This is a genomic window from Sporosarcina sp. So3-204 (genome assembly GCF_058068165.1).
The window spans coordinates 55,350-80,014 of sequence record NZ_CM176485.1; the positions used below are offsets into that span (position 1 = coordinate 55,350).

26 protein-coding genes and 1 tRNA gene are annotated in these 24,665 nt (G+C 38.2%); 25 read left to right on the forward strand and 2 right to left on the reverse strand.

Features of this window, described 5'->3' with window-relative positions; all coding sequences use genetic code 11:
• Positions 1–6: 6 nt before the first annotated feature.
• Positions 7–285 carry a transition state genes transcriptional regulator AbrB gene (abrB, locus tag AC3RV6_RS00245; protein ID WP_489747501.1) on the reverse strand — a complete coding sequence of 93 codons (279 nt, stop codon included), beginning with the start codon at positions 283–285 and terminating at the stop codon, positions 7–9.
• 265 nt (positions 286–550) lie between these two features.
• On the opposite strand from abrB, the gene metG reads away from it, so the two are divergent.
• The 25 genes from metG to AC3RV6_RS00370 all read left to right on the forward strand — a co-directional run bounded on the left by metG (position 551) and on the right by AC3RV6_RS00370 (position 24,184).
• Entirely contained in the window at positions 551–2,506 is a 1,956-nt protein-coding gene (gene metG / locus AC3RV6_RS00250) for a methionine--tRNA ligase (RefSeq protein ID WP_489747502.1), read from the forward strand.
• A gap of 201 nt (positions 2,507–2,707) precedes the next feature.
• On the forward strand, positions 2,708–3,475 hold the full coding sequence (locus AC3RV6_RS00255) for a TatD family hydrolase (protein WP_489747503.1): 768 nt from the start codon (positions 2,708–2,710) through the stop codon (positions 3,473–3,475).
• A 135-nt stretch (positions 3,476–3,610) separates the two neighbouring features.
• Positions 3,611–4,855 (forward strand): ubiquitin-like domain-containing protein, encoded by a 1,245-nt coding sequence (locus AC3RV6_RS00260; protein WP_489747504.1) that lies wholly within the window; start codon positions 3,611–3,613, stop codon positions 4,853–4,855.
• A gap of 110 nt (positions 4,856–4,965) precedes the next feature.
• Positions 4,966–5,529 (forward strand): ribonuclease M5, encoded by a 564-nt coding sequence (gene rnmV, locus AC3RV6_RS00265; protein WP_489747505.1) that lies wholly within the window; start codon positions 4,966–4,968, stop codon positions 5,527–5,529.
• On the forward strand, positions 5,522–6,406 hold the full coding sequence (gene rsmA, locus AC3RV6_RS00270) for a 16S rRNA (adenine(1518)-N(6)/adenine(1519)-N(6))-dimethyltransferase RsmA (protein WP_489747506.1): 885 nt from the start codon (positions 5,522–5,524) through the stop codon (positions 6,404–6,406). The genes rnmV and rsmA overlap by 8 nt, the downstream gene beginning before the upstream one ends.
• A 147-nt stretch (positions 6,407–6,553) precedes the next feature.
• Entirely contained in the window at positions 6,554–6,820 is a 267-nt protein-coding gene (gene veg / locus AC3RV6_RS00275) for a biofilm formation stimulator Veg (RefSeq protein ID WP_489747507.1), read from the forward strand.
• Positions 6,821–6,953: 133 nt separating this feature from the next.
• Positions 6,954–7,136 carry a small, acid-soluble spore protein, alpha/beta type gene (locus AC3RV6_RS00280; RefSeq protein WP_489747508.1) on the forward strand — a complete coding sequence of 61 codons (183 nt, stop codon included), beginning with the start codon at positions 6,954–6,956 and terminating at the stop codon, positions 7,134–7,136.
• A 205-nt stretch (positions 7,137–7,341) separates the two neighbouring features.
• Complete coding sequence (ispE, locus tag AC3RV6_RS00285) at positions 7,342–8,190, forward strand: 4-(cytidine 5'-diphospho)-2-C-methyl-D-erythritol kinase (RefSeq protein WP_489747509.1); 849 nt, start codon at positions 7,342–7,344, stop codon at positions 8,188–8,190.
• Between the two features lie 73 nt (positions 8,191–8,263).
• A complete protein-coding gene (gene purR, locus AC3RV6_RS00290) occupies positions 8,264–9,097 on the forward strand; it encodes a pur operon repressor (RefSeq protein ID WP_489747510.1) in 834 nt (277 codons plus the stop codon).
• Complete coding sequence (locus AC3RV6_RS00295; RefSeq protein ID WP_489747511.1) at positions 9,094–9,471, forward strand: RidA family protein; 378 nt, start codon at positions 9,094–9,096, stop codon at positions 9,469–9,471. Before purR ends, AC3RV6_RS00295 begins: the two co-directional genes overlap by 4 nt.
• Positions 9,472–9,647: 176 nt before the next feature.
• On the forward strand, positions 9,648–9,935 hold the full coding sequence (spoVG, locus tag AC3RV6_RS00300) for a septation regulator SpoVG (protein WP_489747512.1): 288 nt from the start codon (positions 9,648–9,650) through the stop codon (positions 9,933–9,935).
• A gap of 339 nt (positions 9,936–10,274) precedes the next feature.
• A complete protein-coding gene (gene glmU / locus AC3RV6_RS00305) occupies positions 10,275–11,645 on the forward strand; it encodes a bifunctional UDP-N-acetylglucosamine diphosphorylase/glucosamine-1-phosphate N-acetyltransferase GlmU (protein ID WP_489747513.1) in 1,371 nt (456 codons plus the stop codon).
• A gap of 14 nt (positions 11,646–11,659) precedes the next feature.
• Complete coding sequence (locus tag AC3RV6_RS00310; RefSeq protein WP_489747514.1) at positions 11,660–12,619, forward strand: ribose-phosphate diphosphokinase; 960 nt, start codon at positions 11,660–11,662, stop codon at positions 12,617–12,619.
• 92 nt (positions 12,620–12,711) lie between these two features.
• The gene (locus tag AC3RV6_RS00315) at positions 12,712–13,347 is read left to right on the forward strand and encodes a 50S ribosomal protein L25/general stress protein Ctc (RefSeq protein WP_489747515.1); all 636 of its coding nucleotides are present in this window, start codon (positions 12,712–12,714) and stop codon (positions 13,345–13,347) included.
• 169 nt (positions 13,348–13,516) lie between these two features.
• Positions 13,517–14,077 carry an aminoacyl-tRNA hydrolase gene (pth, locus tag AC3RV6_RS00320; RefSeq protein ID WP_489749141.1) on the forward strand — a complete coding sequence of 187 codons (561 nt, stop codon included), beginning with the start codon at positions 13,517–13,519 and terminating at the stop codon, positions 14,075–14,077.
• Between the two features lie 58 nt (positions 14,078–14,135).
• Positions 14,136–14,369 (forward strand): anti-sigma-F factor Fin, encoded by a 234-nt coding sequence (locus AC3RV6_RS00325; protein ID WP_489747516.1) that lies wholly within the window; start codon positions 14,136–14,138, stop codon positions 14,367–14,369.
• A 95-nt stretch (positions 14,370–14,464) separates the two neighbouring features.
• Complete coding sequence (gene mfd / locus AC3RV6_RS00330) at positions 14,465–17,998, forward strand: transcription-repair coupling factor (protein ID WP_489747517.1); 3,534 nt, start codon at positions 14,465–14,467, stop codon at positions 17,996–17,998.
• A 90-nt stretch (positions 17,999–18,088) separates the two neighbouring features.
• On the forward strand, positions 18,089–18,625 hold the full coding sequence (spoVT, locus tag AC3RV6_RS00335) for a stage V sporulation protein T (RefSeq protein ID WP_489747518.1): 537 nt from the start codon (positions 18,089–18,091) through the stop codon (positions 18,623–18,625).
• Positions 18,626–18,841: 216 nt separating this feature from the next.
• Positions 18,842–20,440 (forward strand): putative polysaccharide biosynthesis protein, encoded by a 1,599-nt coding sequence (locus AC3RV6_RS00340; RefSeq protein WP_489747519.1) that lies wholly within the window; start codon positions 18,842–18,844, stop codon positions 20,438–20,440.
• Entirely contained in the window at positions 20,437–21,909 is a 1,473-nt protein-coding gene (gene yabN / locus AC3RV6_RS00345; protein WP_489747520.1) for a bifunctional methyltransferase/pyrophosphohydrolase YabN, read from the forward strand. The genes AC3RV6_RS00340 and yabN overlap by 4 nt, the downstream gene beginning before the upstream one ends.
• Complete coding sequence (locus AC3RV6_RS00350) at positions 21,906–22,163, forward strand: RNA-binding S4 domain-containing protein (protein WP_489747521.1); 258 nt, start codon at positions 21,906–21,908, stop codon at positions 22,161–22,163. Before yabN ends, AC3RV6_RS00350 begins: the two co-directional genes overlap by 4 nt.
• A 183-nt stretch (positions 22,164–22,346) precedes the next feature.
• Positions 22,347–22,643 (forward strand): sporulation protein YabP, encoded by a 297-nt coding sequence (gene yabP, locus AC3RV6_RS00355; RefSeq protein ID WP_489747522.1) that lies wholly within the window; start codon positions 22,347–22,349, stop codon positions 22,641–22,643.
• Complete coding sequence (gene yabQ, locus AC3RV6_RS00360; RefSeq protein WP_489747523.1) at positions 22,640–23,107, forward strand: spore cortex biosynthesis protein YabQ; 468 nt, start codon at positions 22,640–22,642, stop codon at positions 23,105–23,107. Before yabP ends, yabQ begins: the two co-directional genes overlap by 4 nt.
• A 55-nt stretch (positions 23,108–23,162) precedes the next feature.
• Positions 23,163–23,582, forward strand: a complete 420-nt coding sequence (locus tag AC3RV6_RS00365) for an FtsB family cell division protein (protein ID WP_489747524.1) — start codon at positions 23,163–23,165, stop codon at positions 23,580–23,582.
• Between the two features lie 131 nt (positions 23,583–23,713).
• Positions 23,714–24,184, forward strand: a complete 471-nt coding sequence (locus tag AC3RV6_RS00370; protein ID WP_489747525.1) for a S1 domain-containing RNA-binding protein — start codon at positions 23,714–23,716, stop codon at positions 24,182–24,184.
• 187 nt (positions 24,185–24,371) lie between these two features.
• Here the strand turns inward: AC3RV6_RS00370 and AC3RV6_RS00375 are convergent.
• Positions 24,372–24,445 (reverse strand) — tRNA-Met (locus tag AC3RV6_RS00375).
• Between the last annotated feature and the right edge of the window lie 220 nt (positions 24,446–24,665).

A 24,665-nucleotide genomic window follows, 5' to 3' on the forward strand; every position in this document is an offset into this window, starting at 1 on the left:
TTAAAGTTATGTTATAATATCTTCTTGAATCTTTTGGACAAGTTCTATTGCACTTTCTTTACTTAATATTAACTTTCCATCCAATAGACTTAAATTGTCTTCTGAGACAATTCCTGTTACTGCACAAGTCATATTTAATATATACTTTTTCAAAATTATTTTATCTTCATCAACATAAATTTCTATCGTATCTTTTGGTTCTATACCAAGTGTTCTACGAAGTTCTATTGGTATGACAACACGTCCGAGTTCGTCGACTTTTCTAACGATACCTGTAGATTTCAAAATAAAGAACTCCTTTCGATGTATTTCTATTTTATATATCGGTAAATTTTTTATTATTGTCTTTTTATTATAATAACAAGGCTTGAAGTTACCGTCAATTAAAAAAGCTTGAAAAATACAACAAAAAGTCCTTTTATTACTATATTTGTAATAGTAAGTTGATGTGAAATAGTTTCTGTTAGAAGGCATCGGCTTAATTTCGTTGTATCGGTGCCATAATTTAGATAGAATATAGTTAATATACTATTATATTGGAGGAATTTTTGTGACTGAACAGAAAAAGACATATTATATTACAACACCAATTTATTATCCAAGTGGAAACTTTCATATTGGTACTGCTTATACAACTGTTGCTTCAGATGCGATGGCCCGTTATAAAAGACTTAAGGGATATGATGTCCGTTTTTTAACTGGTATGGACGAGCATGGTATGAAAATTCAACAAATTGCGGAGAAGCAAGGTCTTCCACCACAAGAGTATGTGGATAGAATTGCAAAAGTTGCACAAGATGTTTGGAATGTTATGGACATCTCTTATGATGACTTTATCCGCACGACTGAAACGCGTCACAAGTTAGGCGTTGAAAAGATATTCAAAAAGTTTCTTGATAATGGTGATATTTACAAAGGAGAATATGAGGGGTGGCATTGTACACCGTGTGAATCGTATTTTTCAGAAATGCAACTTGACGATGGAAATTGTCCAGATTGTGGACGTGCTGTCCAAAAAGTTAAAGAGGAATCTTACTTCTTTAATATGAAAAAGTATGCAAACCGTTTATTACAGTTTTATGAGGATAATCCAAAGTTTATTGAACCAGAGTCACGGAAAAGAGAAATGATTAATAACTTTATTAAACCTGGATTAGAAGATCTTTCGGTTTCTAGAATGTCTTTCGATTGGGGAATAAAAGTTCCTGGAGATCCTAAACATGTAATTTATGTGTGGGTTGATGCGTTAACAAACTATATAAATGCACTTGGATACGAGTCTGATGACGAGTCTTTATTTAATAAATATTGGCCTGCCGATGTACATGTAGTTGGAAAAGATATTGTTCGGTTCCATACGATTTATTGGCCAATATTCTTAATGGCGCTTGATTTGCCGTTGCCAAAGAAAGTGTTTGCCCATGGTTTTATCATGATGAAAGATGGAAAAATGTCGAAATCAAAAGGGAATGTCGTTTACCCAGATATGCTTGTAAACAGATATGGCCTGGATGCGACACGTTATTTCCTATTACGAGAATTACCATTTGGTCAAGACGGTGTGTTTTCGCCTGAAACGTTTGTGGAAAGAACAAATTATGATTTGGCAAATGACCTTGGGAATTTATTGAATCGTACTGTTTCAATGATTAACCAATACTTTGACGGCTATATTCCGACAGAAGGTTTTGAAGCGACAGAATTTGACGACTTACTGAAAGAGTTCATGATAAAAACTGTAAACAAGTATGAAGTGTCTATGGAAGAAATGCAGTTTAGCATCGTTTTGGGTGATGTATGGGCACTTGTGTCACGTACAAATAAGTATATTGATGAAACAACGCCTTGGGTTTTAGCACGCGATGAAGCTGAGAGAGGTAAGTTGGCTTCAGTTATGGCTTGTCTTGCATCTGCCCTTCACCATGTTGCTATTCTGTTACAACCTTTTATGACGCAGTCGCCGAAAAAGATTATTGCACAACTTGGTTTAGACGAGTCGTTGCTTAAATGGGAGACTTTAGGTGACTTTACTATTATACCTGCGGGTACGAAAGTTGTTGAAAAAGGTGTTCCAATATTCCCTAGACTCGACGCGGATGTTGAGATTGAGTTTATTCGTAAAGAGATGGCTGTAACAGCACCAAAAGAAGTTAAATCACCAAAAAAAGAGGAGAAATCTTCGGAAGAAATTACAATAGATGATTTTATGAAAGTTGACTTACGTGTTGCGACGGTTACCGCTTGTGAAAGAATTCCGAAAGCAGACAAGTTGTTAAAACTTCAGTTGGATTTAGGTTCTGAACAAAGGCAAGTGGTATCAGGTATTGCAGAACACTATGAACCAGAAACACTTGTAGGCCAAAAAGTAATTGTTGTAGCAAATCTAAAACCTGTAAAATTACGCGGCGAATTGTCGCAAGGTATGATTTTAGCTGGAAAGTCTGATGGCGTTCTAAAACTTGCCACAGTTGATCAAACACTAGAAAACGGTGCATCGGTTAAATAAGTAATAAACTTTAAAAAAGCAGCATTCCTCAAATGAGGCGCTGCTTTTTTTCTTGCAATTCAACATTAACTGTGTTTTTCACTTTATGCACGATTTGGAAAATGCGTTTTAATTTAAAGTTTGTAACACTTTTGTAATGTGTTTGAGAAGAAAGAAATCTTTTCCGCGCTTACAATGATAACGGTATAAGGAGTGGGAGTAATGTTTATAGATACACATGTTCATTTAAATGCAGACCAATATGATGACGATATCGAAGAAGTTATTGCACGTGCGCTTGAAGCGGGTGTAACTAAAATGATTGTCGTTGGATTTGATAGAAAGACCATTCAAAAAGCGATGGCTCTTACTGAGCGCTATTCTTTTTTATATGTCGTTATTGGATGGCACCCAGTCGATGCAATAGATTGCACCGATGAGGACTTAGAATGGATTGAATCACTCTCGGCACACGCAAAAGTCGTTGGTATTGGCGAAACCGGGCTAGATTATCATTGGGATAAATCACCTAAGGATATACAGCAAGAGGTCTTTAGAAAGCAAATAGAGCTTGCTATAAAAGTAGATTTACCGATTATTATTCATAACCGGGATGCGACAGCAGATGTCGTTCGGATTTTAAAAGAAGAAGGGGCTGAAAAAGTTGGCGGGATCATGCATTGTTTTGGCGGAAGTGTAGAAACTGCAAAAGAATGTATTGCTATGAATTTCTTAATTTCACTAGGTGGACCTGTTACGTTTAAGAATGCAAAAACACCCAAAGAAGTAGCTGTTGAAATTGCTTTAAATAACCTCTTGATTGAAACAGATGCACCTTATCTAGCACCCCATCCGTTTCGCGGAAAAAGGAACGAACCAGCGTATGTAGCACTTGTTGCAGAGGAAATTGCAAGACTTAAGGACTTGTCAATTGAGGAAGTGGCAAAAGTTACTACGGAAAACGCTTTAAGATTATTTAAGATTAATTGAATAAAATTAGATATAGTCTTCCATACTTTCAATATGTTAAGATTCGAAGTCTATTTAAATCATTGATTCCGAATAGTTGACATGGTAAAAAGTACGCTATATAATCACACAAGTGATAAAGGGGGAGTTATTTTCATGTCAAATTTTACCATGAAAAGTCTGTTCTTAAAGTCATTGAGGAGTAAACAAATAGCAATTACAGTGATTGTCTCTGTGGTATTTGTTTCGGTATTATCCCTTGTTTTGTTTGAAGGGAATAAAAAAACAGTTAAGTTAGCAGTTAATGGCGAAGCATTCGAAGTTACAACATATGCAGCAACTGTAGGTAAACTTTTATCTGAAAGAGATATAGAAGTTTCCGAGCACGATCTCGTAACACCCTCAGTGAATACACCTGTTGAAAGTGGTCTATCGATTAGGTGGGAACAATCAAAGACAGTAGCAATTAGTATTGATCAAGTTAAAGAGTCTATTAGGACAACAAAAAAAACAATAGGCGAAGCGTTAAAAGAAGCTGATATAGAAATAACTGAACATGATAGTGTAAGTCCGGGTTTAAATACTAAGATTGAAGATAATAATCAAGTTTCAATTCAAAAAGCTTATGAATTTACGTTGATTGATGGCAAAGAAGAAAAGAGCTACTGGTCAACTTCGACTACGGTCGATGACTTTTTAAAAAGAGAAGACATCCAATTGAGTGAGTTTGACCGACTTGAAGTGGAAAGTGACGAATTGATTAAACCAAATTCTGTCGTTCAAGTTGTGCGTGTTGAAAAAGTCACCGATGTAGTGGAAGAGGCGGAAAACTTTGCGATTGAAACTCGCAGCGATCAATCTTTGCTAAAAGGGCGCGAGAAAGTCGTTCAGCAAGGTGAGAAAGGCAAGGTTTCTAAGAAGTTTGAAATCGTCATGGAAAATGGGGTTGAAGTTTCCCGTGCAGTTATTGAAGAAACTGTAATTAAAGAGCCTAAAAAGAAAATTATTGCTGTTGGTTCTAAAGTAGTTGTGGCAAGTGCAACTACTGCGACTACTGCAAAAAGAAGCGGTGTAGGTGTATCTCGTAGTAACTCGGAATCACCAGCAGGTGGGAAAGAGTTCTATGTAACAGCCACTGCTTATACGGCAGGTTGTAACGGCTGTTCAGGAATTACGAGAACTGGTATCAATTTAAAAGCAAATCCGAACTTAAAAGTCATAGCCGTCGATCCTAACGTTATACCGCTAGGTTCAAAGGTTTGGGTAGAGGGATATGGCTACGCGGTTGCAGGCGACACTGGTGGGGCTATTAAAGGTATGAAGATAGATTTACATGTACCGAATAAACAAGCAGCCTATAACTTTGGTAGAAGGCAAGTAAAAGTAAAAATAATAAATTAACATGCATCCGCAGGACTTTAATAGGTCCTGTGGATATTTTTGTTTTTATTGTACAACTGCTTGTATGCAGAGTAGAATTGTGTAAACAGTATAATGGGAAGAGGATTTTTGTGAATATAAAAGAAATTATTGTAGTAGAAGGAAAATCTGATACTGTCGCAGTAAAACGTGCAACCGGCGCTGATACAATTGAGACCAATGGTTCCGCGATTAACGAAAAGACACTCAGCCGAATTCAGCATGCGGAGGAAACACGTGGTGTAATTGTTTTCACGGATCCTGATTATCCAGGAAGACGTATTCGGGCGATTATTGAGGAACGAATTCCGACAGTAAAACATGCATTTTTAGAAAAAAAGAAGACGATTGCAAAGAATGGGCAAAGCCTAGGTATTGAACATGCACAAGATGAACATATAAGAGAAGCTATACGTGCCGTCTATACAACAGAAGACCGACCTGTTGTAGAGATACCTTTTACACTCTTAATGGAGGCAAAGTTGATTGGTCACATAGATGCAAGGAAAAGACGTGAGCGGTTAAGCGAGATACTACGCATTGGTCAAGTGAATGGTAAAGGGTTAAAAAAGAGACTTGAAATGTTTAGAATTAGTCAAGATAAATTGGATGAGGTAATTAAAGCTCTTGACGAGGAGGAATTAAATAATGACTAAAGACATCGCTACTCCGGTCAGGACGAAGGAAATATTGGAGAAACACGGTTTTTCATTTAAGAAAAGTCTAGGTCAAAACTTTTTAATTGATCCAAATGTATTACAAAATATTGTCATGCATGCAGGATTAACAAAGCGTACAGGTGTCATTGAAATTGGACCTGGGATTGGTGCGTTAACTGAACATCTTGCAAGAAGTGCTGGCAAAGTTGTTGCATACGAAATTGACGGTCGCTTGTTGCCAGTTCTAGCAGATACATTGTCGCCGTATGATAATGTAACAATCGTCCATCAAGACATTTTAGAAACAGATCTTGGGAAGGCGATGGCAGATCACTTTGCAGACTACGATGAAGTTGTTGTCGTTGCGAACCTGCCCTATTACGTGACAACGCCAATCATCATGAAGTTTTTACTGGAAAAGATACCGATTGCGGGAATGGTAATTATGATGCAAAAAGAAGTAGCAGACAGAATAACTGCGAATCCTGGAACGAAAGCGTACGGCTCTTTGTCCATTGCAATCCAGTATTATATGGACGCGAGTGTGGCAATGATTGTACCTAGGACAGTGTTTATACCACAACCTAAGATAGAATCAGCGGTACTAAAATTGACGAGAAAAGAAACAACACCAGTTGATGTGATTGATGAAGACTTTCTGTTCTTCGTAAGCAGGGGTTCATTTGTTCAACGTAGGAAAACGATTTTGAACAACTTACAGACGTCACTTCCAAATGGTAAGGCTAAAAAAGAGAGTATTTTAAATGCGCTTAAGCATGCGGGTATAGATCCTCAAAGAAGAGGGGAAACCTTGTCGATAGAGGAGTTTGGAAAGTTATCAAACGCACTACACGAAGAATTTACTACGCCATAAATATAGGCGGAAAATAAGCACACTTTTGACACATTATTTTTATGATAAAAGGATTGACAAAACTTACTGTTCATTGTTACAATAAATCATTTAGTTGACAAAGTATTGCATATAGGTTATAGTTATATGTAGTGAGGTGTTAGCGAAATGCCAAAAACATTAGCGGACATTAAGAATTTATTGGATTCCCATATTGGGAAACGTTTGCATTTAAAAGTAAACGGTGGCCGTAGAAGAACAATTGAAAGAACAGGCGTCCTTAGTGAAACATATCGTGCTGTATTTGTTGTTGAACTTGATCAAGAAGAAAACGCTTTTGAAAGAGTTTCTTACAGTTATGCAGATATTTTGACCGATGTGGTTGAAATAACAGTTCTTGATGGTGCAGGTCAAGTTGCTTTCACTGTAAAATAATTGCAATCATTATTAAATTTAATTTAATTAGTATCTGTAGCACCTATCTTAATTCCCTTAGTGGAATTAAGATAGGTGTTTTTTATTTGCTTTAGTACATACTATTATTGTCAGTCGTAAAGGAGGTAACCAAGTGGCTAGAAAACGAGTAATGTCTACGCAGTTGAAAGAAGAAATTGCAAAAGAACTTGGATTTTACGATGTTGTTGAGCGAGAAGGTTGGGGCGGCATTAAATCAAGTGACGCAGGTAATATGGTAAAGCGTGCACTTGAAATGGCGGAAAGAGGCCTAACAGACAGTAAACGTCAGTTATAAGGCTCCCGTATTTCCAAAACCGTCTGACAAAAAGTAAGGGCTGTTTCGTCATCATTTATTTGATAACGAGGCAGTCCTTATTTAATTGAAATGAATGCGCTTACTACATAATAATATGTAGTTAGTAATGAAATCATCGCGCAATCCTCTTGTCTTATGATAAAGTAAAGTACAAAGATTTTTTGTACTGGAGGTGGAGAGGCAGATGCTTTACGAGAAGGCACCAGCAAAAATTAACTTGACGCTTGATGTTTTACATAAACGCTTGGATGATTATCATGAGGTTGAAATGATTATGACAACTGTGGATTTAGCAGACCGCGTTTGGCTCAGTTCTAATGAAAATGGAAAAATAGTTATAAAATCATCTGTGCAGTATGTTCCCAATGATCGTAAAAACCTTGCTTATCAAGCAGCAGAACTTATTAAAAAAACTTATGGAATAACCAAAGGTGTGGAGATTACGCTAGATAAGAATATTCCCGTGGCGGCGGGACTAGCAGGTGGTAGCTCAGACGCTGCGGCTACGCTTCGAGGGCTAAATCGGTTGTGGGAGCTAGGATTGAGTGCTGACGAGCTTGCAACCCTTGGTGGGAGAATAGGTTCGGATGTTTCGTTTTGCGTATACGGTGGCACAGCGCTTGCGACAGGGCGCGGAGAAATAATAAGACGTCTTCCTGCACCGCCGAATTGTTGGGTTATTCTTGCGAAGCCTGCAATCTCAGTTTCAACGGCGTCAATTTACGGTAAATTAAATTTATCGTCTGTTGCACATCCGGACACATCGGGTATGATGGATGCGCTTGTAGAAGGTGACTATGAAAGAATGTGTGGCTCACTTGGTAACGTACTTGAGTCGGTTACAATGGGGCTTCATCCTGAAGTCGTTGTTTTGAAAGAACAAATGAAAAAATTTGGCGCTGATGCGGTTCTTATGAGCGGAAGTGGTCCAACAGTTTTTGGCTTCGTAAAACATGAATCTAGAGTCCCGCGAATTTATAATGGGTTAAAAGGATTCTGTCAAGAAGTGTATGCAATACGAATGAGTGGTTGACGACATTTTCTTGCTCAGATACGTACGATTATGATAACCTAACAGTAAACATTCGTGTTCAGGAGTTGGTTGCATGAAATGGAAAAGAAGTGAGCGGCTCGTAGATATGACCCGCCATCTGTTGGATAACCCTCATGAACTAATTGCTTTAGCTTTCTTTTCTGATCGATATCAGTCAGCAAAGTCTTCAATCAGTGAGGATTTAACGATTGTAAAAGAAACTTTTGAGGAAAAGGGAGTAGGGGAATTAATAACAGTGACTGGTTCAGCTGGGGGCGTTAAGCTAATTCCCAAAATGGCTGATGAGGATGTTCGTGGGGTTATTTCCCTACTTATGGAGGAACTCGTTCAAAAAGATCGCCTATTACCAGGGGGCTATTTATTTATGGCTGATTTACTTGGTAACCCACGAATTATGGATCGAGTCGGTAAAGTATTTGCTTCCGCCTACGCAAATACACCCATTGACGTCATCATGACTGTTGCAACGAAAGGAATCCCGATTGCACATGCAATTGCGCGTCATTTAAATGTTCCTGTTGTGATTGTTCGACGCGATAGTAAGGTTACGGAAGGTTCAACGGTAAGTATCAATTATGTCTCGGGTTCGAAAAGACGAATACAAACAATGGTTTTGTCCAAAAGAAGTATGAAAAGCGGTCAAAAAGTTCTTTTGACTGATGATTTTATGAAAGCTGGCGGAACGATGACAGGTATGAGAAATCTTTTGGAGGAGTTTGATTGTGAACTTGCAGGTATTGCGGTTCTCGTCGAGGCAGAACACCATGAAGATGTGCTAGTAGATAAATATATTTCTCTTGTGAAACTTTGTGAAGTAAATGAGAAAGATCGTACAGTTGAATTAAGTGAAGGAAACTACTTTTTGAAGGGTGGAAATTTACTATGAATTATATATCGACAGACAAAGCACCAGAGGCATTTGGTCCATACGCTCAAGCAGTTAGTGTGAACGGATTTATTTATACGTCTGGGCAAATTCCGGTGACGACTGAGGGTGTGCTAGTTGAAGGAACGATTGAAGAACAGACAAGCCAAGTGTTTAAGAATCTGCAAGGTGTACTAGAAGCCGCTAATTCTTCACTTAATCAGGTTGTGAAAGCTACCGTTTTCTTAACAGACATGAATGATTTTGCGGCAGTAAACGATGTATATGCTAGCCATTTCGGGGCGCATACGCCTGCAAGATCATGTGTTCAAGTAGCGAAGCTTCCAAAAGATGCAAATATTGAAATCGAAGTTATTGCTCTTATCTCTAAATAAAACAATGAAAAACTAGGCTACTTTAAGCTGGTATGATATAAGAACTATTCCAAAGCATACTATTTCATACACTACTTTTAAAATAAACTAATAATTAGTATAAATAATAAAGGAAAATGCTTCCTTTTGTGGAATATAGTTATTAGGAAACGTAAATAGAAGGAGTGTTATGAACAATGGAAGTAACAAATGTGAGGTTAAGGAAAGTAGATACAAATGGGAGAATGAGAGCGATTGTTTCCATTACATTCAACGATTCTTTTGTTGTGCATGATATTCGTGTCATAGACGGAGATGAAGGACTTTTCGTTGCAATGCCAAGTAAGCGAACGCCGGATGGCGAATTTAGAGATGTAGCTCATCCAATAAATTCAAATACAAGGACGAAAATCCAAGATGCAGTACTTGCTGCATACCATCTATCTTCAGAGGAGACAGTTGTCTACGATAAAGCGGGTGTCTAATTTGGCTAAATACTTTATTAATCTTACTTTTTAATTTCAATTGGAAGCTGCCTGACTTATTGAAGGCAGTTTTTATTATGTTTATAGCTATTATTTTTTTTACAAAAGCATTTTACAAATAAAGTAAATTATAGTAAAAGATTTTAATCCGCACGTCAAGTGGTGTACGGTTGAAAAACAGTCTGTTTTCGTCTATAGTCTATAGTGAAAACATTTATGATAGAATTAATATTCTTAAACATAAAAGAAAATGAATTAAATTACTAATGGTATGAAAACGTGACTAATTTGCACTTATGAGTGTGAATAATATAACTTTCCTTTGATGGAGGCTAATTAATGACAAATACATATGCGGTCGTACTTGCTGCTGGCCAAGGGACGAGAATGAAGTCTAAGTTGTATAAAGTGCTCCATCCTGTTTGTGGTAAATCGATGGTTGCACATGTTGTAGATAACATTATTGCTCTTGGTACAAGCCGAATTGTAACAATTGTTGGCCATGGTGCTGAAAAAGTTGAGGAAGCACTTGGTCATAAAAGTGAGTATGCACTCCAAGAAGAGCAGCTAGGGACAGCACATGCCGTTCAACAGGCAGAAAGCTTACTAGGTGACCTAGACGGTACAACACTTGTTGTGTGTGGTGACACCCCCCTTATTCGCCCTGAAACAATGGCTTCTCTAATTGAGCATCATAAGCGTACAAAATCGAAAGCAACAATTTTAACTTCAATAACTGATGAGCCAAGTGGTTATGGTCGCATCATTCGTGATGAGAGTGGCCAAGTACGGCGAAATGTGGAACAAAAAGATGCAACGAAAGAGGAACGACTAGTAACTGAAATAAATACTGGAACTTATTGCTTTGATAATCGAGCGCTTTTCGAGACTTTGAAAAAGGTAAAGAACGACAATGCACAGGGTGAATATTATCTTCCTGATGTCATAGGTATTTTACAAGCAGAAGGTGAACTGATTTCAGCGTATATAACTGAGGATTTCAGCGAAACGCTTGGAATAAATGATCGTGTTGTTCTTTCTGAAGCAGAGCGTGTGATGCGTCGTCGTATTGCGATTAAACATATGCAAAATGGGGTAACGATAGTTAATCCAGAAAATACTTATATAAGTGCTGATGCTGAAATTGGACAAGATACTGTTCTTGAACCTGGTACAATGATTGAGGGCAATACGGTTATTGGTGAAGGTTGTATAATTGGGCCCAATAGTCAACTCATAAACAGCGTGATTGATGACAGGACAACGGTACATTCATCTGTCGTGCGTATGAGTAAAATTGGAAAAGATACATCCGTTGGACCTTTTGCGCATATTCGTCCAGATTCAGATCTGGGTAATCATGTTAAAGTTGGAAACTTCGTTGAGGTCAAAAAGTCATTTGTCGGAGAAGGTAGTAAAATTTCACATTTAAGTTATATAGGGGATGCTGAAATAGGTTCTCGTGTAAATATTGGATGTGGGACAATAACTGTGAATTACGACGGGGTCAATAAACACCTAACAAAACTAAATGATGACTCCTTTATTGGTTGTAATGCAAATCTAATAGCACCGGTAACTGTTGGAAAAGGTTCTTATGTAGCTGCAGGATCCACGATAACAGAAAATGTCCCAGAAAATTCACTTGCAATTGGACGCGCGCGACAGCAGAATAAAGAAGACTATGTTAAAAAATCTAATAACAAATAATCAGGGGGACCATGATGACTAATCACTATCCAAATGCTAAACTAAAGATATTCTCTTTGAACTCAAACGAACCGCTTGCACGCGAAGTTGCTAAAGAAATTGGCCGTCCACTTGGCGAATGTTCGGTTAAACGATTCAGTGATGGAGAAGTTCAAATCAATATTGAAGAAAGTATTCGTGGCTGTGATGTATTTGTTATCCAGTCTACGTCAGACCCTGTTAATGAAAATCTGATGGAATTACTCATTATGATTGATGCATTAAAGCGTGCATCTGCACGCACAATTAATGTTGTTATGCCTTATTATGGTTATGCGCGACAAGATCGCAAAGCACGTTCACGGGAACCAATCACTGCTAAACTTGTTGCGAATTTGCTTGAAACAGCGGGTGCACACCGTGTAATAGCAATAGATCTTCATGCGCCGCAAATTCAAGGATTCTTTGATATTTTAATCGACCACCTTGTTGCTGAGCCAATCCTGACCGAATACTTTAAGAAAAAAGGTTTTGATAAGGATGAACTTGTAATTGTATCTCCTGATCATGGTGGTGTTACTCGAGCTCGTAAAATGGCGGATCGAATGAAAGCACCAATTGCGATTATCGACAAACGTCGACCGCGTCCAAATGTTTCCGAAGTTATGAGCATTGTTGGCGAAGTTGATGGGAAAATAGCTATTCTAATCGATGATATTATTGATACAGCAGGAACAATTACAGCGGCCGCTGATGCGCTTATGAAAAGTGGCGCAAAAGCAGTGTATGCTTGCTGTACACATCCAGTTTTATCAGGACCTGCAATTGAACGGATTGACAATTCACAAATCGTGGAACTTGTCGTAACAAATACAATAGAGCTTGCACCTGAAAGACAATCATCAAAAGTTAAACAGCTTTCAATTGGCAGTCTTCTTGCTGATGCAATTATTAGAGTGTTTGAAGAAAAATCAGTTAGTACACTATTTGATTGACAATTCGGGTTGTAGCGTGTAACCTATTGAACAGTCTAAAACAAATGAACTACATTAGAATAAAAAGATAATCAGGAAGGTGACTAAACAAAATGAGTACAGTAATTAAGTCCGAATTAAGGACAAAAGATAAGCAGTCAACACTAACGAAACTAAGAGAGGCCGGGTCTATTCCCGCGACTGTCTACGGCTACAAAACTGAAACAGTTTCAATTACAGTAAACGAACGTGAACTACTAAAAACGTTACGTGTTACTGGTCGTAATGGTGTTATCAAATTACAAACTGAAGGTAAAGAGTTAAATGTTGTATTAAACGATTACCAATCAGATCCACTAAAAGGTAATATTCTTCATGCGGATTTCTTAGCAATTAATATGACAGAGGAACTTGAAGTAAGTGTTCATGTTAATCTTGTTGGAGAGTCTATCGGAGAAAAAACTGGTGGCGTTCTTCAACAGCCAAACCGTGAAATAAATATCAAAGTTAAACCATCTGATATTCCAGATTCATTTGATATTGATATTTCAAAATTGGATATTGGTGATTCGATTTTAGTTGAGAACATTCGTAAAGATTCTAAGTTTGAAATCTTAGACGAAGACGATTATGCACTTGTTCTTATCTCTGCTCCTCGTACTGAAGAAGATCTTGAAGCACTTGATGCAGAAAGCACTGAAGCAGTAAGTGCAGAAACTGCAGTAATTGGCGAAAAAGAAGAAGCATAATAGAACATAACGGCGCGCGGATTTCCGTGCGCCTCTTTTCTATTTGTGCCTATTCAATTGATAGTTAATACCCTGCTGATTAGAGTGGGATGAATTCAAACCTTGTGCATAAGTGCACCAAGGTTTACTGGTGTATAAGTAAATCTTTTTTAAAAGGAAGAGATTATTGATGAAAGTAATAATAGGGCTTGGTAATCCAGGTAAGCAATACGAAACAACACGTCATAATATCGGCTTTCAAATTATTGATGAACTATCTAAAAGTTTAGATGCACCTCAGATGCAGTCAAAGTTTAACGGTATGTACACTGTTATTCATAGGCCTGAAGGAAAAGTTATTCTTGTAAAGCCACTTACTTATATGAATTTATCTGGTGAATGTATTCGTCCCCTTATAGATTATTTTGAAATCGATATAGATCAAATTCTTGTTATTTATGACGATCTTGATTTTAATCCCGGTCAAATCCGACTACGTCAAAAAGGAAGTGCTGGCGGTCATAACGGAATGAAGTCACTAATAGCGCATTTGGGAACGGATAATTTTAACCGAATTCGAGTAGGGGTTGGAAGACCGTCAAATGGCATGAAAATTTCTGATTATGTATTATCCTCTTTTAGTAAGGAAGAATTACCATTAATTGAAGAGATGATTAAAAAAAGTACAGATGCCTGTGAAGAATGGTTGAAAAAGCCCTTTCTTGAAGTAATGAATAATTATAATACTTAATTAGGAATAATAAGTATGAATGCCGCCTATACTTTGAGGAAAAGGGGTAGGTGGCAAAATGGCAGTTCGTTATCAATGTAGGCATTGTGAGATTGAGGTAGGTTCACTACCATTCGAATCAGCGAAAGAAACGTTAGGCCTATTACAAGAATTAGACAAAGAGGGAAAAGATGAACAATTCCTAGCCCTCGGAAAAGATGGTGCTGTAACCGTGCGTTGCATATGCGAACATTGTGAACAGGCATTACAAAATTTTCCGGATTATTACACATTTAAAAAATGGCTTCAATAATTATACGCTTTGGCGCTGAAAAGACGCCCAAAGCTTTTTCTGTTTTCTTTGTGGGGTTAAAGAAAGAACATTAAGTGAGAGAAGGGTGTGTAATAGTGGAAGCACTCATTGATTATTATTTGCAGGACATGGACGTTGGTAAACTTGTAAAAGAGTTAGAGGCCGGAAAGGATCGTCAACTAATAGCGGGATTATCAGGTGGTGCTAAGCCGTTATTTTTTAAAGGTATTCAGCAAGCAATAAAAAAACCAATTTTAATTATATCTCCAAATTTATTGCAAGCGCAGCGTACATACGAAGATCTTGTGAAAATGCTCGGTGAATCATTAGTTCATTTGTATCCAGCTGAGGAACTTATTGCTGCCGACTTTACAATTTCTAGTTATGAGCTTCGAGCGCAGCGTATTGAAACCATTGACCATATGGCGTCTATTGGAGAAGGGATTTACATTACTCCAATCGCAGGCATTAGAAAATTCTTACCAAATAAAAAACAGTGGTTGAATAATAGTCTTTTGGCAAAAGTCGGGGACACAATAGATATTGATAATTGGCTTCAGAGCTTTGTTAGAATGAGTTATATACGACAACCAATGGTGACTGCACCTGGTGAATTTTCACTTCGTGGCGGAATTCTAGACCTGTACCCGATACACTTAGAAGAACCTGTACGTATTGAGTTATTTGATACAGAAATCGATTCTATTAGAACTTTTTCGGCAGAGGATCAGCGTTCAACAGGCAAGCTAGAATCGATTTCAATTCTTCCTGCCTCAGAATTTGTTTGGTCTGATGAAGAAGTTAAGTCAATTGCGACTAGACTTGAAAACGAGCTTGGTAAAAGTTTAAAAAGAATTAAAAGTATCGAGACTAAAGAACGATTGATGTTGACGATTACAGAAGATATTGAACTTATGAAGACAGGAGTAGTTCCTGGAAACATCTTGAAGTATGTATCACTAGCCGATACACCACCAACATCACTCATCAATTATTTCCCGGGTGATGGTTTAGTTCTCTTTGATGAAGTTGGTAGAAGTATAGATGTTTTAGAATCACTTGAAAAAGAAGAACAGGATTGGTTCATGTCTCTTCTTGAAGATGGTCAGATTGTTCATGGGGCAAAGCTGTCTTACACATTTGACGAATTGTACAAAATGATTAATCAGAACATATTGTACCTGTCGTTATTTGTAAGAGCTATTCCGAGAATAGTTGTAAAAAGTACTATGACAGTATCCTGCAAACCGATGCAGCAATTTCAAGGTCAAATGAATTTTGTGAAAGACGAAATGAAACGTTGGCATGAAGGTCAATACAATGTGTTTCTAGTCGCGGATGGAAAAGAACGTATGCTAAAGGTACAGTCCATTCTTCGAGACTATGATATGGAGTCGGTAATAGATGGGACACCTACGCAAGCAGGTGGAGTCTTTATTATTAATGGTGAGTTATCCGCGGGATTTGAACTACCGTTTCAACGAATTGCGGTAATTACTGATGCCGAACTATTTAAGGGTAAGATGAAAGCAAAATCACGCCCTAAAAAAATGTCCAATGCTGAAAGAATTAAAAGTTATTCAGAAATAAAACCAGGTGATTATGTCGTTCATGCTCATCACGGAATTGGTAAGTATATCGGCATAAAAAATATGAAAACAGGCGACATAGCAAAAGATTATCTGGAAATTCATTTCCGTGCGGAAGACAAAGTATATGTACCTATAGATAAAATAGATCTTATTCAAAAATATATTGCATCAGGTGAACGTGAACCCGCTTTGCACAAACTTGGCGGAGCTGCATGGAAAAAGACCAAAAGCAAAGTCACAGCTGCAGTTCAAGATATAGCAGATGATTTAATTAAATTATATGCAGAACGGGAATCTCAAAAAGGGTATGCTTTTTCACCTGATGATGATATGCAAACTGTGTTTGAAAATTCATTTCCGTATACGGAGACAGTTGATCAGTTGCGTTCAATTTCAGAAGTTAAAATAGATATGGAAAAGGAACGTCCAATGGATCGGTTACTTTGCGGGGATGTAGGATATGGTAAAACGGAAGTTGCAATACGTGCTGCATTTAAGGCGGTATTGGATGGGAAGCAAGTTGCATTCCTTGTGCCAACTACGATTCTTGCGCAACAACATTATGAAACGATGAAGGAACGCTTTTCTGGCTTCCCGGTGGAAGTTTCGTTAATGAATCGTTTCCGAACAAAAAAACAACATACTGAAACATTAAAAGGACTTAAAGCAGGTACTGTTGATATTGTTGTTGGGACACATCGTCTACTTTCAAAAGATGTCATTTACCGTGATTTAGGACTCCTTGTCGTTGATGAAGAGCAACGCTTCGGTGTAACGCATAAAGAACGACTTAAACAGTTAAAGACGAATGTGGACGTTTTAACGTTGACAGCAACACCTATTCCGAGGACACTTCACATGTCAATGCTCGGTGTACGTGATTTATCTATTATTGAAACACCGCCCGCTAATCGATTCCCGGTGCAAACATATGTAATGGAGCATAATACGGCATTGATTAGGGAAGCAATTGAAAGAGAAATGGCACGTGGCGGCCAAGTATTTTATTTATATAATCGAGTAGAAGATATGGCGCAAAAGGTTGATGAAATTAAACAACTTGTTCCGGATGCACGAGTCGGTTTTGCTAATGGACAGATGAATGAGACAACGCTTGAATCGACCATACTTGGTTTCTTAGAAGGCGAATATGATGTCATCGTAACGACAACAATTATTGAGACAGGTATTGATATACCGAATGTTAATACACTTATTGTTCAAGATGCGGATCGAATGGGTTTATCCCAACTGTATCAACTGCGCGGAAGAGTTGGGCGTTCTAACCGAGTTGCTTACGGTTATTTCCTTTATCAGCGTGATAAAATTTTGACTGAAGTTGCTGAAAACCGTTTGCAAGCAATTAAAGAGTTCACTGAACTTGGTTCTGGTTTTAAAATTGCGATGCGAGATTTATCTATTCGCGGTGCTGGAAATCTCCTTGGTTCACAGCAGCATGGATTTATCGATTCAGTTGGATTTGATTTATACTCACAAATGTTACAAGAGGCAATTGAAGAGAAACAAACAGGCGTTGTAAAATCTGAAATACCGGAAATCGAGATTTCAATACCTATTAATGCCTACTTACCAGATGATTATATTCGTGACGGATTCCAAAAGATTCAAATGTATAAGCGCGTAAAAGCAGTTGATAGTATAGAAGATTATTCGGAACTAGTTGATGAAATGATTGATCGTTTTGGAGACCTACCACTGGAAGCTGATAATCTTCTGCGTGTTTCACGAATAAAAGTATGGTGCCGTATCGCTGGTGTTGAATCTATTAAAAAACAGCAGAAAAAAATTGAAATACGATTAACATTGGATGGAACTGCTAAAATGGATGGCGCAAAACTAATGACGGATACGATGGAGTTAGGACGCGCAATAGGTTTTTCCATGGAAGGCGATCAACTTGTTTTAACGATCAATGAACAACATATAGGTAATAAAACAATATTTGATGTACTTGAAGTAGTAATGGAACTAATTCCATCTTCTATCAAGGAAAAAAGTTCATCTAGCACCACCTAGAGGAAGCAATGCATATTTTCCCCAAACTTGAGGCATACTAAGATAGCAAAGTAGGAAGCTTTTAATTTTGTGGAAAGTGAGGCATCATTTATGAAAGCAACAGGTATCGTACGCAGAATAGATGATTTGGGAAGGGTGGTTATCCCAAAAGAAATCAGACGTACACTTCGTATTCGTGAGGGAGATCCACTTGAAATTTTTACGGATCGAGACGGGGAAGTGATTTTGAAGAAGTATTCGCCGATATCAGAACTTGGTCAATTCGCGAATGAGTATGCCGAGACGCTATACGAAACGTTAGGAACACCTGCGTTAATTAGTGACCGAGATGAAATGATTGCAGTATCTGGATTATCGAAAAAAGATTATTTGAATCGCCAGTTGTCGCCGGATATTGAAGCGATTATGTCGGATCGAAAAATAGTCACGGAGAAGCTGGAAAAAGCAGTTGAATGGGTGCCTGGTCAAGTAGAGCAAGTAAAGTCATATTGTATTGCACCGATTATTGCGGATGGTGACATAATAGGTGCAGTTTACTTGTTATCGAAAGTACATTTTATTGGCGAAACTGAACAAAAGGCAGCTGAAACGGCGGCCCATTTTTTAGCTAAGCAAATGGAGCACTAAACAAAAGCTCCCGTGTATCGGATTTCAAACCGATACACGGGAGCTTTTTGTTTTTTCATGGGAATGTAATTAATGTTGCAAGGTTAGCCGATGACGGTGTAAAGCTTTCTTGTCATGTTGCTTACTTTGCTGGAAACTTTGTAAAGTTTATAAAACCCGAATCCATTTTCAAGTAATGGTATACTGAGTTCAATAAATAATGAAAGAGGCTTGACCATGTCATCAACGGAATGGAATATGAAAACGTTTATGAAAGGTGCGTCTATTTTAACAATCTCTGCAATTGTTGTTAAAATCTTGGGTGCGATTTATCGGGTACCGTATCAAAATATGGTTGGTGATAAAGGGTTTTATATATATCAACAAGTGTATCCTTTCATCGGTATTTTCATTGTATGGACCTCTTATGGCTTTGCAGTAGCTGTGTCAAAGTTGCTCGCCGGAAGTCGAAATCCCGGTGAATCAAAGTCGATGATGCGTGTTGCGTTTACATATTTAGTGATTTTATCAACAATCTTTTTTCTTGTTCTGATGGTATTTGCACCATTTTTTGCGCGTTCAATGGGTAATCCAGAACTTGTTTCTCTACTTAGAGCAGGAGCGTATATCGTTCTCGCGATGCCAGCGCTTGCTGTAATGAAAGGTTCATTTCAATCGACAGGACAGATGATTCCAGTAGCTGTGTCTGGTGTTGGTGAGCAGGCTTTTCGTGTTGTGGTGATATTAGTAGGGACTTGGTTGGCACTGCGTTCTGGTGCTTCACTTTACGCGGCGGGTGAAATTGCGATGTGGGGTGCAGTAATTGGAGAAGTTACCGGTGTCCTAATTTTAGCGTTTTATTTTCGAGATACATTCAAAGGTCCGATGGAAAAGGTAGATACTTGGCGTGTTGTGAAAGACTTGACGGTTGTAAGTCTTAGTGTCAGCGCTAGTTCCCTCATTCTTTTAATGTTCCAACTTGTTGATTCATTTACTGTCTATAATATGCTTCTAACGAATGGTTTTTCGCAAGATGTAGCGATGAATATGAAGGGTGTTTACGATCGTGGACAGCCACTTGTGCAAATGGGGATATTAATCGCTTCTACTTTGGCTTTAGCCATTGCTCCTTTAATTGCCCATCATATGAAGAAAAACAGTGGAAAGGGTGCGTTGCCCTTTATCCGTCTAACATTTCGTACTGCGTTCTTGTTTGGATGGGCTGCAGCAGTCGGACTTGCGCTTGTTTTGCCTTATGTTAACGAGATGTTGTTTGAAACACGAGACGGATCAATTGCGTTAATTATTTTTTCGTTCCAAATTTTTTGGTTATCATTAACTTTACCATTAACAGCAATTCTTCAAGGTGCGGGAAAAGTGAAAGTACCAACGTTATTATTACTCGTTGGACTTGCCGTGAAAATACTTGCGAATCGTTTCCTTGTACCGTTATTAGACGTCACTGGGGCGGCAGTCGCAGGTAATATTGGTTTCGCGGTTATTACGATAGGACTCGTAATTTATTTTAAAAAGGTATTTCCAATTCGACTTGCGCCAAGCCGGTTTTACGGATGGATTACGGTCGCGACTATATTTATGATCACGATTACTTTACCGTGGTTACTCCTATCTGACGGTTTCTTGTTCGAACTGTTATCACCAAGAATTAGTGCAACGCTTATAGCATTAACTTCTGTGATACTTGGTGCCAGTGTTTTTCTCCTTATTATAATGAAATCGCGTATTATGTCTGAAAAGGAATGGTATCTCTTGCCGTTTGGGAAGCGCCTTGCGACAATACAGTTATTCTTAATTAATTCTAATAAAAGAAGGTGAACGTAGTGTATCCATTAACAATTATTGGGCTTGGTGCAGGTGATTTAAATCAGCTATCACTCGGTGTATATCGTAAATTAAAAGAAGCAAGTTACATAATAGCGCGAACTGACCAGCACCCAGCAATTATGGAATTAAGGTCAGAAGGAATCGTTGTTGAAAGTTTTGATTCGATTTATGAAAAAAATGATTCATTTGAACACGTATATGAAGAAATTGTAAGTCAACTATTAGTAAAGTGTGTAGAAAAACCTGTTACATACGTTGTACCAGGGCATCCACTCGTTGCTGAAAAGACGGTACAGTTGTTAATTGATAAAGAGCTTGCGGGTGTTATTAAACTTGAAATAGCAGGTGGTAATAGTTTTCTTGATCCGATGTTTGCAGCGCTACGAATCGATCCGATTGAGGGTTTCCAGTTACTCGATGGGACTGACATATCTCGGGATGATGTGCATATGACGCAACATGTATTGATTGGGCAAGTATACGATGCGTTTGTTGCTTCAGAAGTGAAGCTTTCTTTGATGGAGAAGTATGCATATGATCATCCAGTCACAATTGTCACAGCAGCCGGTTCTATGAATGAAAAACTGCGTACCGTGCCACTTTTTGAATTGGACCGCGTAACAGAAATCGACAATTTAACGACTGTGTATGTGCCGCCTGTACTAGAACGAGAGCATCGTTTGAAAGAGTGGTCAACCTTTAGAGAAATCATTTCAATACTTCGTGGACCTGATGGATGTCCGTGGGACCGTGAACAAACACATGAAACATTGAAATCTTACTTAGTTGAAGAAGCACATGAACTACTTGAAGCCATTAACAATGAAGATGATGAAGGAATGATTGAAGAACTGGGCGATGTCCTATTGCAAGTATTTCTTCATGCACAAATCGGGCAAGATCAGGACTACTTTACTTTAGAAGATGTATTAGAAGCGGTTAGTAAAAAGATGATTCGACGTCATCCGCATGTTTTCGGTAGTGATAAAGTAGAAAACGCAGATGAAGTTTTACGTAATTGGCAAGAAATTAAGCAAAGTGAGAAAACGACTAGGAAATCAACTTTAGATGAACAAAGCCGTTATTCATCTTCACTTTTAACTGCGTTTAATTATCAAAAAGAGGCGGCGAAAGTCGGGTTTGATTGGCCTGATTTGCAAGGTGCTCTTGATAAGTTTAAAGAAGAATGGTTGGAATTCCAACATGAAGTAACAAGCGGTAACGCCGAACGTCAGCTAGATGAACTTGGTGATGTTCTCTTTACTGTTGTGAATATTGCCAGGTTTTTGAAATTATCACCAGAGGAAGCTATGGTTCATGCTAATGGAAAGTTTAAAGCGAGATTTACATTTGTTGAAACGTGTGTGAAAGAACAAAAGGGTCAATTTAGTGATTATACATTGGATGAGCTGGAGTTGTTTTGGCAAGAAGCTAAAAAAAGAGAGGGAGATAATCAATGAGAGTAGATAAGTTTTTGAAAGTTTCACGTATTATAGTGCGAAGAACATTAGCTAAACAAGTGTCTGACCAAGGTAGGGTGGAAATTAACGGGAAAGTGGCGAAGGCTTCCTCAGTGGTTCAAGAAGGTGATGAAATTGCCATTCGATTTGGTCAAAAGGTTGTAACGGTCAAAGTTGAAATGTTGAAAAATACAACGAAAAAAGAAGAGGCTGAATCAATGTATACTTTGTTGACTGAAGAGGTAATTAAATAAACTATTTTTGTTAAAAGAATGACGTGTAACCTTTAGTCTGGAAGGTAGCCGTTTCAACGACTTTCTTTATAATTGAGATTTTAGTCAACATATTTAGATAACATGACAAGGGAAACTTTGTCATGTTTTTTTATTGTATGCATAAGATGGCAGTGAACGTACAAGCACAGGAGGAGGAGGCACATGCAAATTCAAACAGACAGCTCAACATACGCAATCCCGTCGGGTGATCATGTCGTAACTATGCGCAATCGTAAGCGGATGGATTTGACATCTGTAAAATCGATTGATCGCTTTGACCAGGAAGAATTTATAATTCGAACTTCACAAGGACTACTCCAAATACGCGGAGAGGAATTACGCATTGTACATCTGGATGTTGACAAAGGACTTCTCACGCTAGAGGGCACAGTCGGCACACTTGAATACGATGAAGAAGAATCAGGTTCGCGTAACTTCCTCCATAAATTATTTGGATGAGCCTATCCGTACAGTTTCTTAGCCTTCTAGCCATGGTTGGAACAGGCGTTGTATCGGCAGCTTTTATTGATATGATTGGAACTGGAATTGGAAATGCCGGAAAAAAGTCTTTAGTTAGAAAATATGCAGCCTTTTTGGAAATTTCCGGTTGGGTTGTAGCAGGTTTTTGGACATTCTATATTTTATTCATTTTCCGAGATGGTGCTTGGCGTGTGTATGATCCTTTTGCCCAACTTAGTGGGATTCTGCTCTACGCCAGTTATCTTCATAAACCTTTACGAGTCATTGGAAGAGTAGTTTTAATACTTCTTATAAAACCTTTATGGTTCATAGCCCGGATGTTAGTAACTGTTATTCGGACAGTTGCACTGCTTTTGGTAAGAATAATTGCCTTATTATGTAGACCTTTTGTCTTAACATTCCGTAAGCTTTATAGAAATCCCTTTAAAAGCAAACTGAAATGATATATCATTAAGGAATGTATGTTAAGGGAGCTATATTGAAAGGGAGTGCAAGGGCATGGGACTAAGAAAAAAGGGTAAGCCTACAGCAACCGTCTCAACAATCCAAACAGATTATGTCCGTACGCTTAAAGAAAAAGAACATCGAAGGAAAGTGCAAAAGATTGGTTTGCGTCGCAGACTAACTGTGTTTGCAATTGCTGCGGTAATTATTCTAAGCATACTCACGCATACTTTTGTTAACCAAAATCAAATTTTAGCAAAGAAAGAGCAAGAAAAGAAGGCGTTACTTGTTCAACTTGAAGAAATTGAAAATGAACAGCAAGCGCTGACGATACAAATTGCAAAGTTGAGCGATGATGAGTATATCGCAAAACTAGCAAGGCAGGAATATTTTCTATCAGATAAGAATGAAATTATCTTTTCGCTTCCAAAAACTGTAGATAAGGACGAAAAGAAAGCTGATTCAAAAGAGTAGTCTTATTGACACTCTTTTTTTTGTCCGTTATAATGATGATAGGAATCTTGTATTTTATCAGGACTCGTGAATATGGTTGGAAGGCTTCCCATGTGGAGCCCGCTTAAATCTTAAGGAGGAGCATTTTTTTTATGTCAATTGAAGTAGATAGCAAGTTAGAGGGTAAGGTCACAGGAATTACAAACTTCGGAGCATTCGTTGAGCTGCCGAACGGTTCAACGGGATTGGTCCATATTAGTGAAGTCGCGGATAGTTATGTTAAAGATATTAACGATCATTTTAAAGTCGGCGACACGGTTGAAGTAAAAGTAATGAATGTAGGATCTGACGGTAAAATTGGACTGTCGATTCGAAGAGCTAAACCTGAATCTGAACGTCCAGAACGTCCAGCTCAGCAACGCCCTCGTACTAGTGGTACTGGTGGCGGAGGTCGTCCAGGTGGCGGCGGAGGTCGTCCAGGTGGAAGACCAAGTCCTGCAGCACGTCCGGAAAATTTCGAGCAAAAAATGGCACGATTTATAAAAGATAGTGAAGAGCGGCTTACCACTCTAAAAAGAGCTACAGAATCAAAACGCGGTGGCCGGGGCTCGAAAAGAGGGTAACTTGCTAGCTGTTTCAATTTAAAGGAAATGTATAAAATCCCGAAGTGACAGACATGAGTTCTTTTCATGTCTGTCACTTTTTTTCCTATTATGAAATTGACTCAATTACGATAAAAAACAACAAAAAAAGCAGTCTCCCTTTAAAATGGAGACTGCTAGGACTATTTAGCCCGTGATATTTCAAATATGGCGGCGGAGGGAGTCGAACCCCCGACCTTACGGGTATGAACCGGACGCTCTAGCCAGCTGAGCTACACCGCCTATACAATGGACAATATGTATATTACATTGGAGTCAACGAAGTGTCAACCCCTTTTATATATATTATGGTCTGAGACCGAGATATAAATAGTTTAAACTTCATACTATCGTTATTAGAAATTGCCGCCTTCTAAAAATAACGTAAATGTACTATGGCATATTTTAAAGTTAACAGAAAAAGAGTTCGGAAATAGTCGAAAGATTTAATTATCTAGTTGCC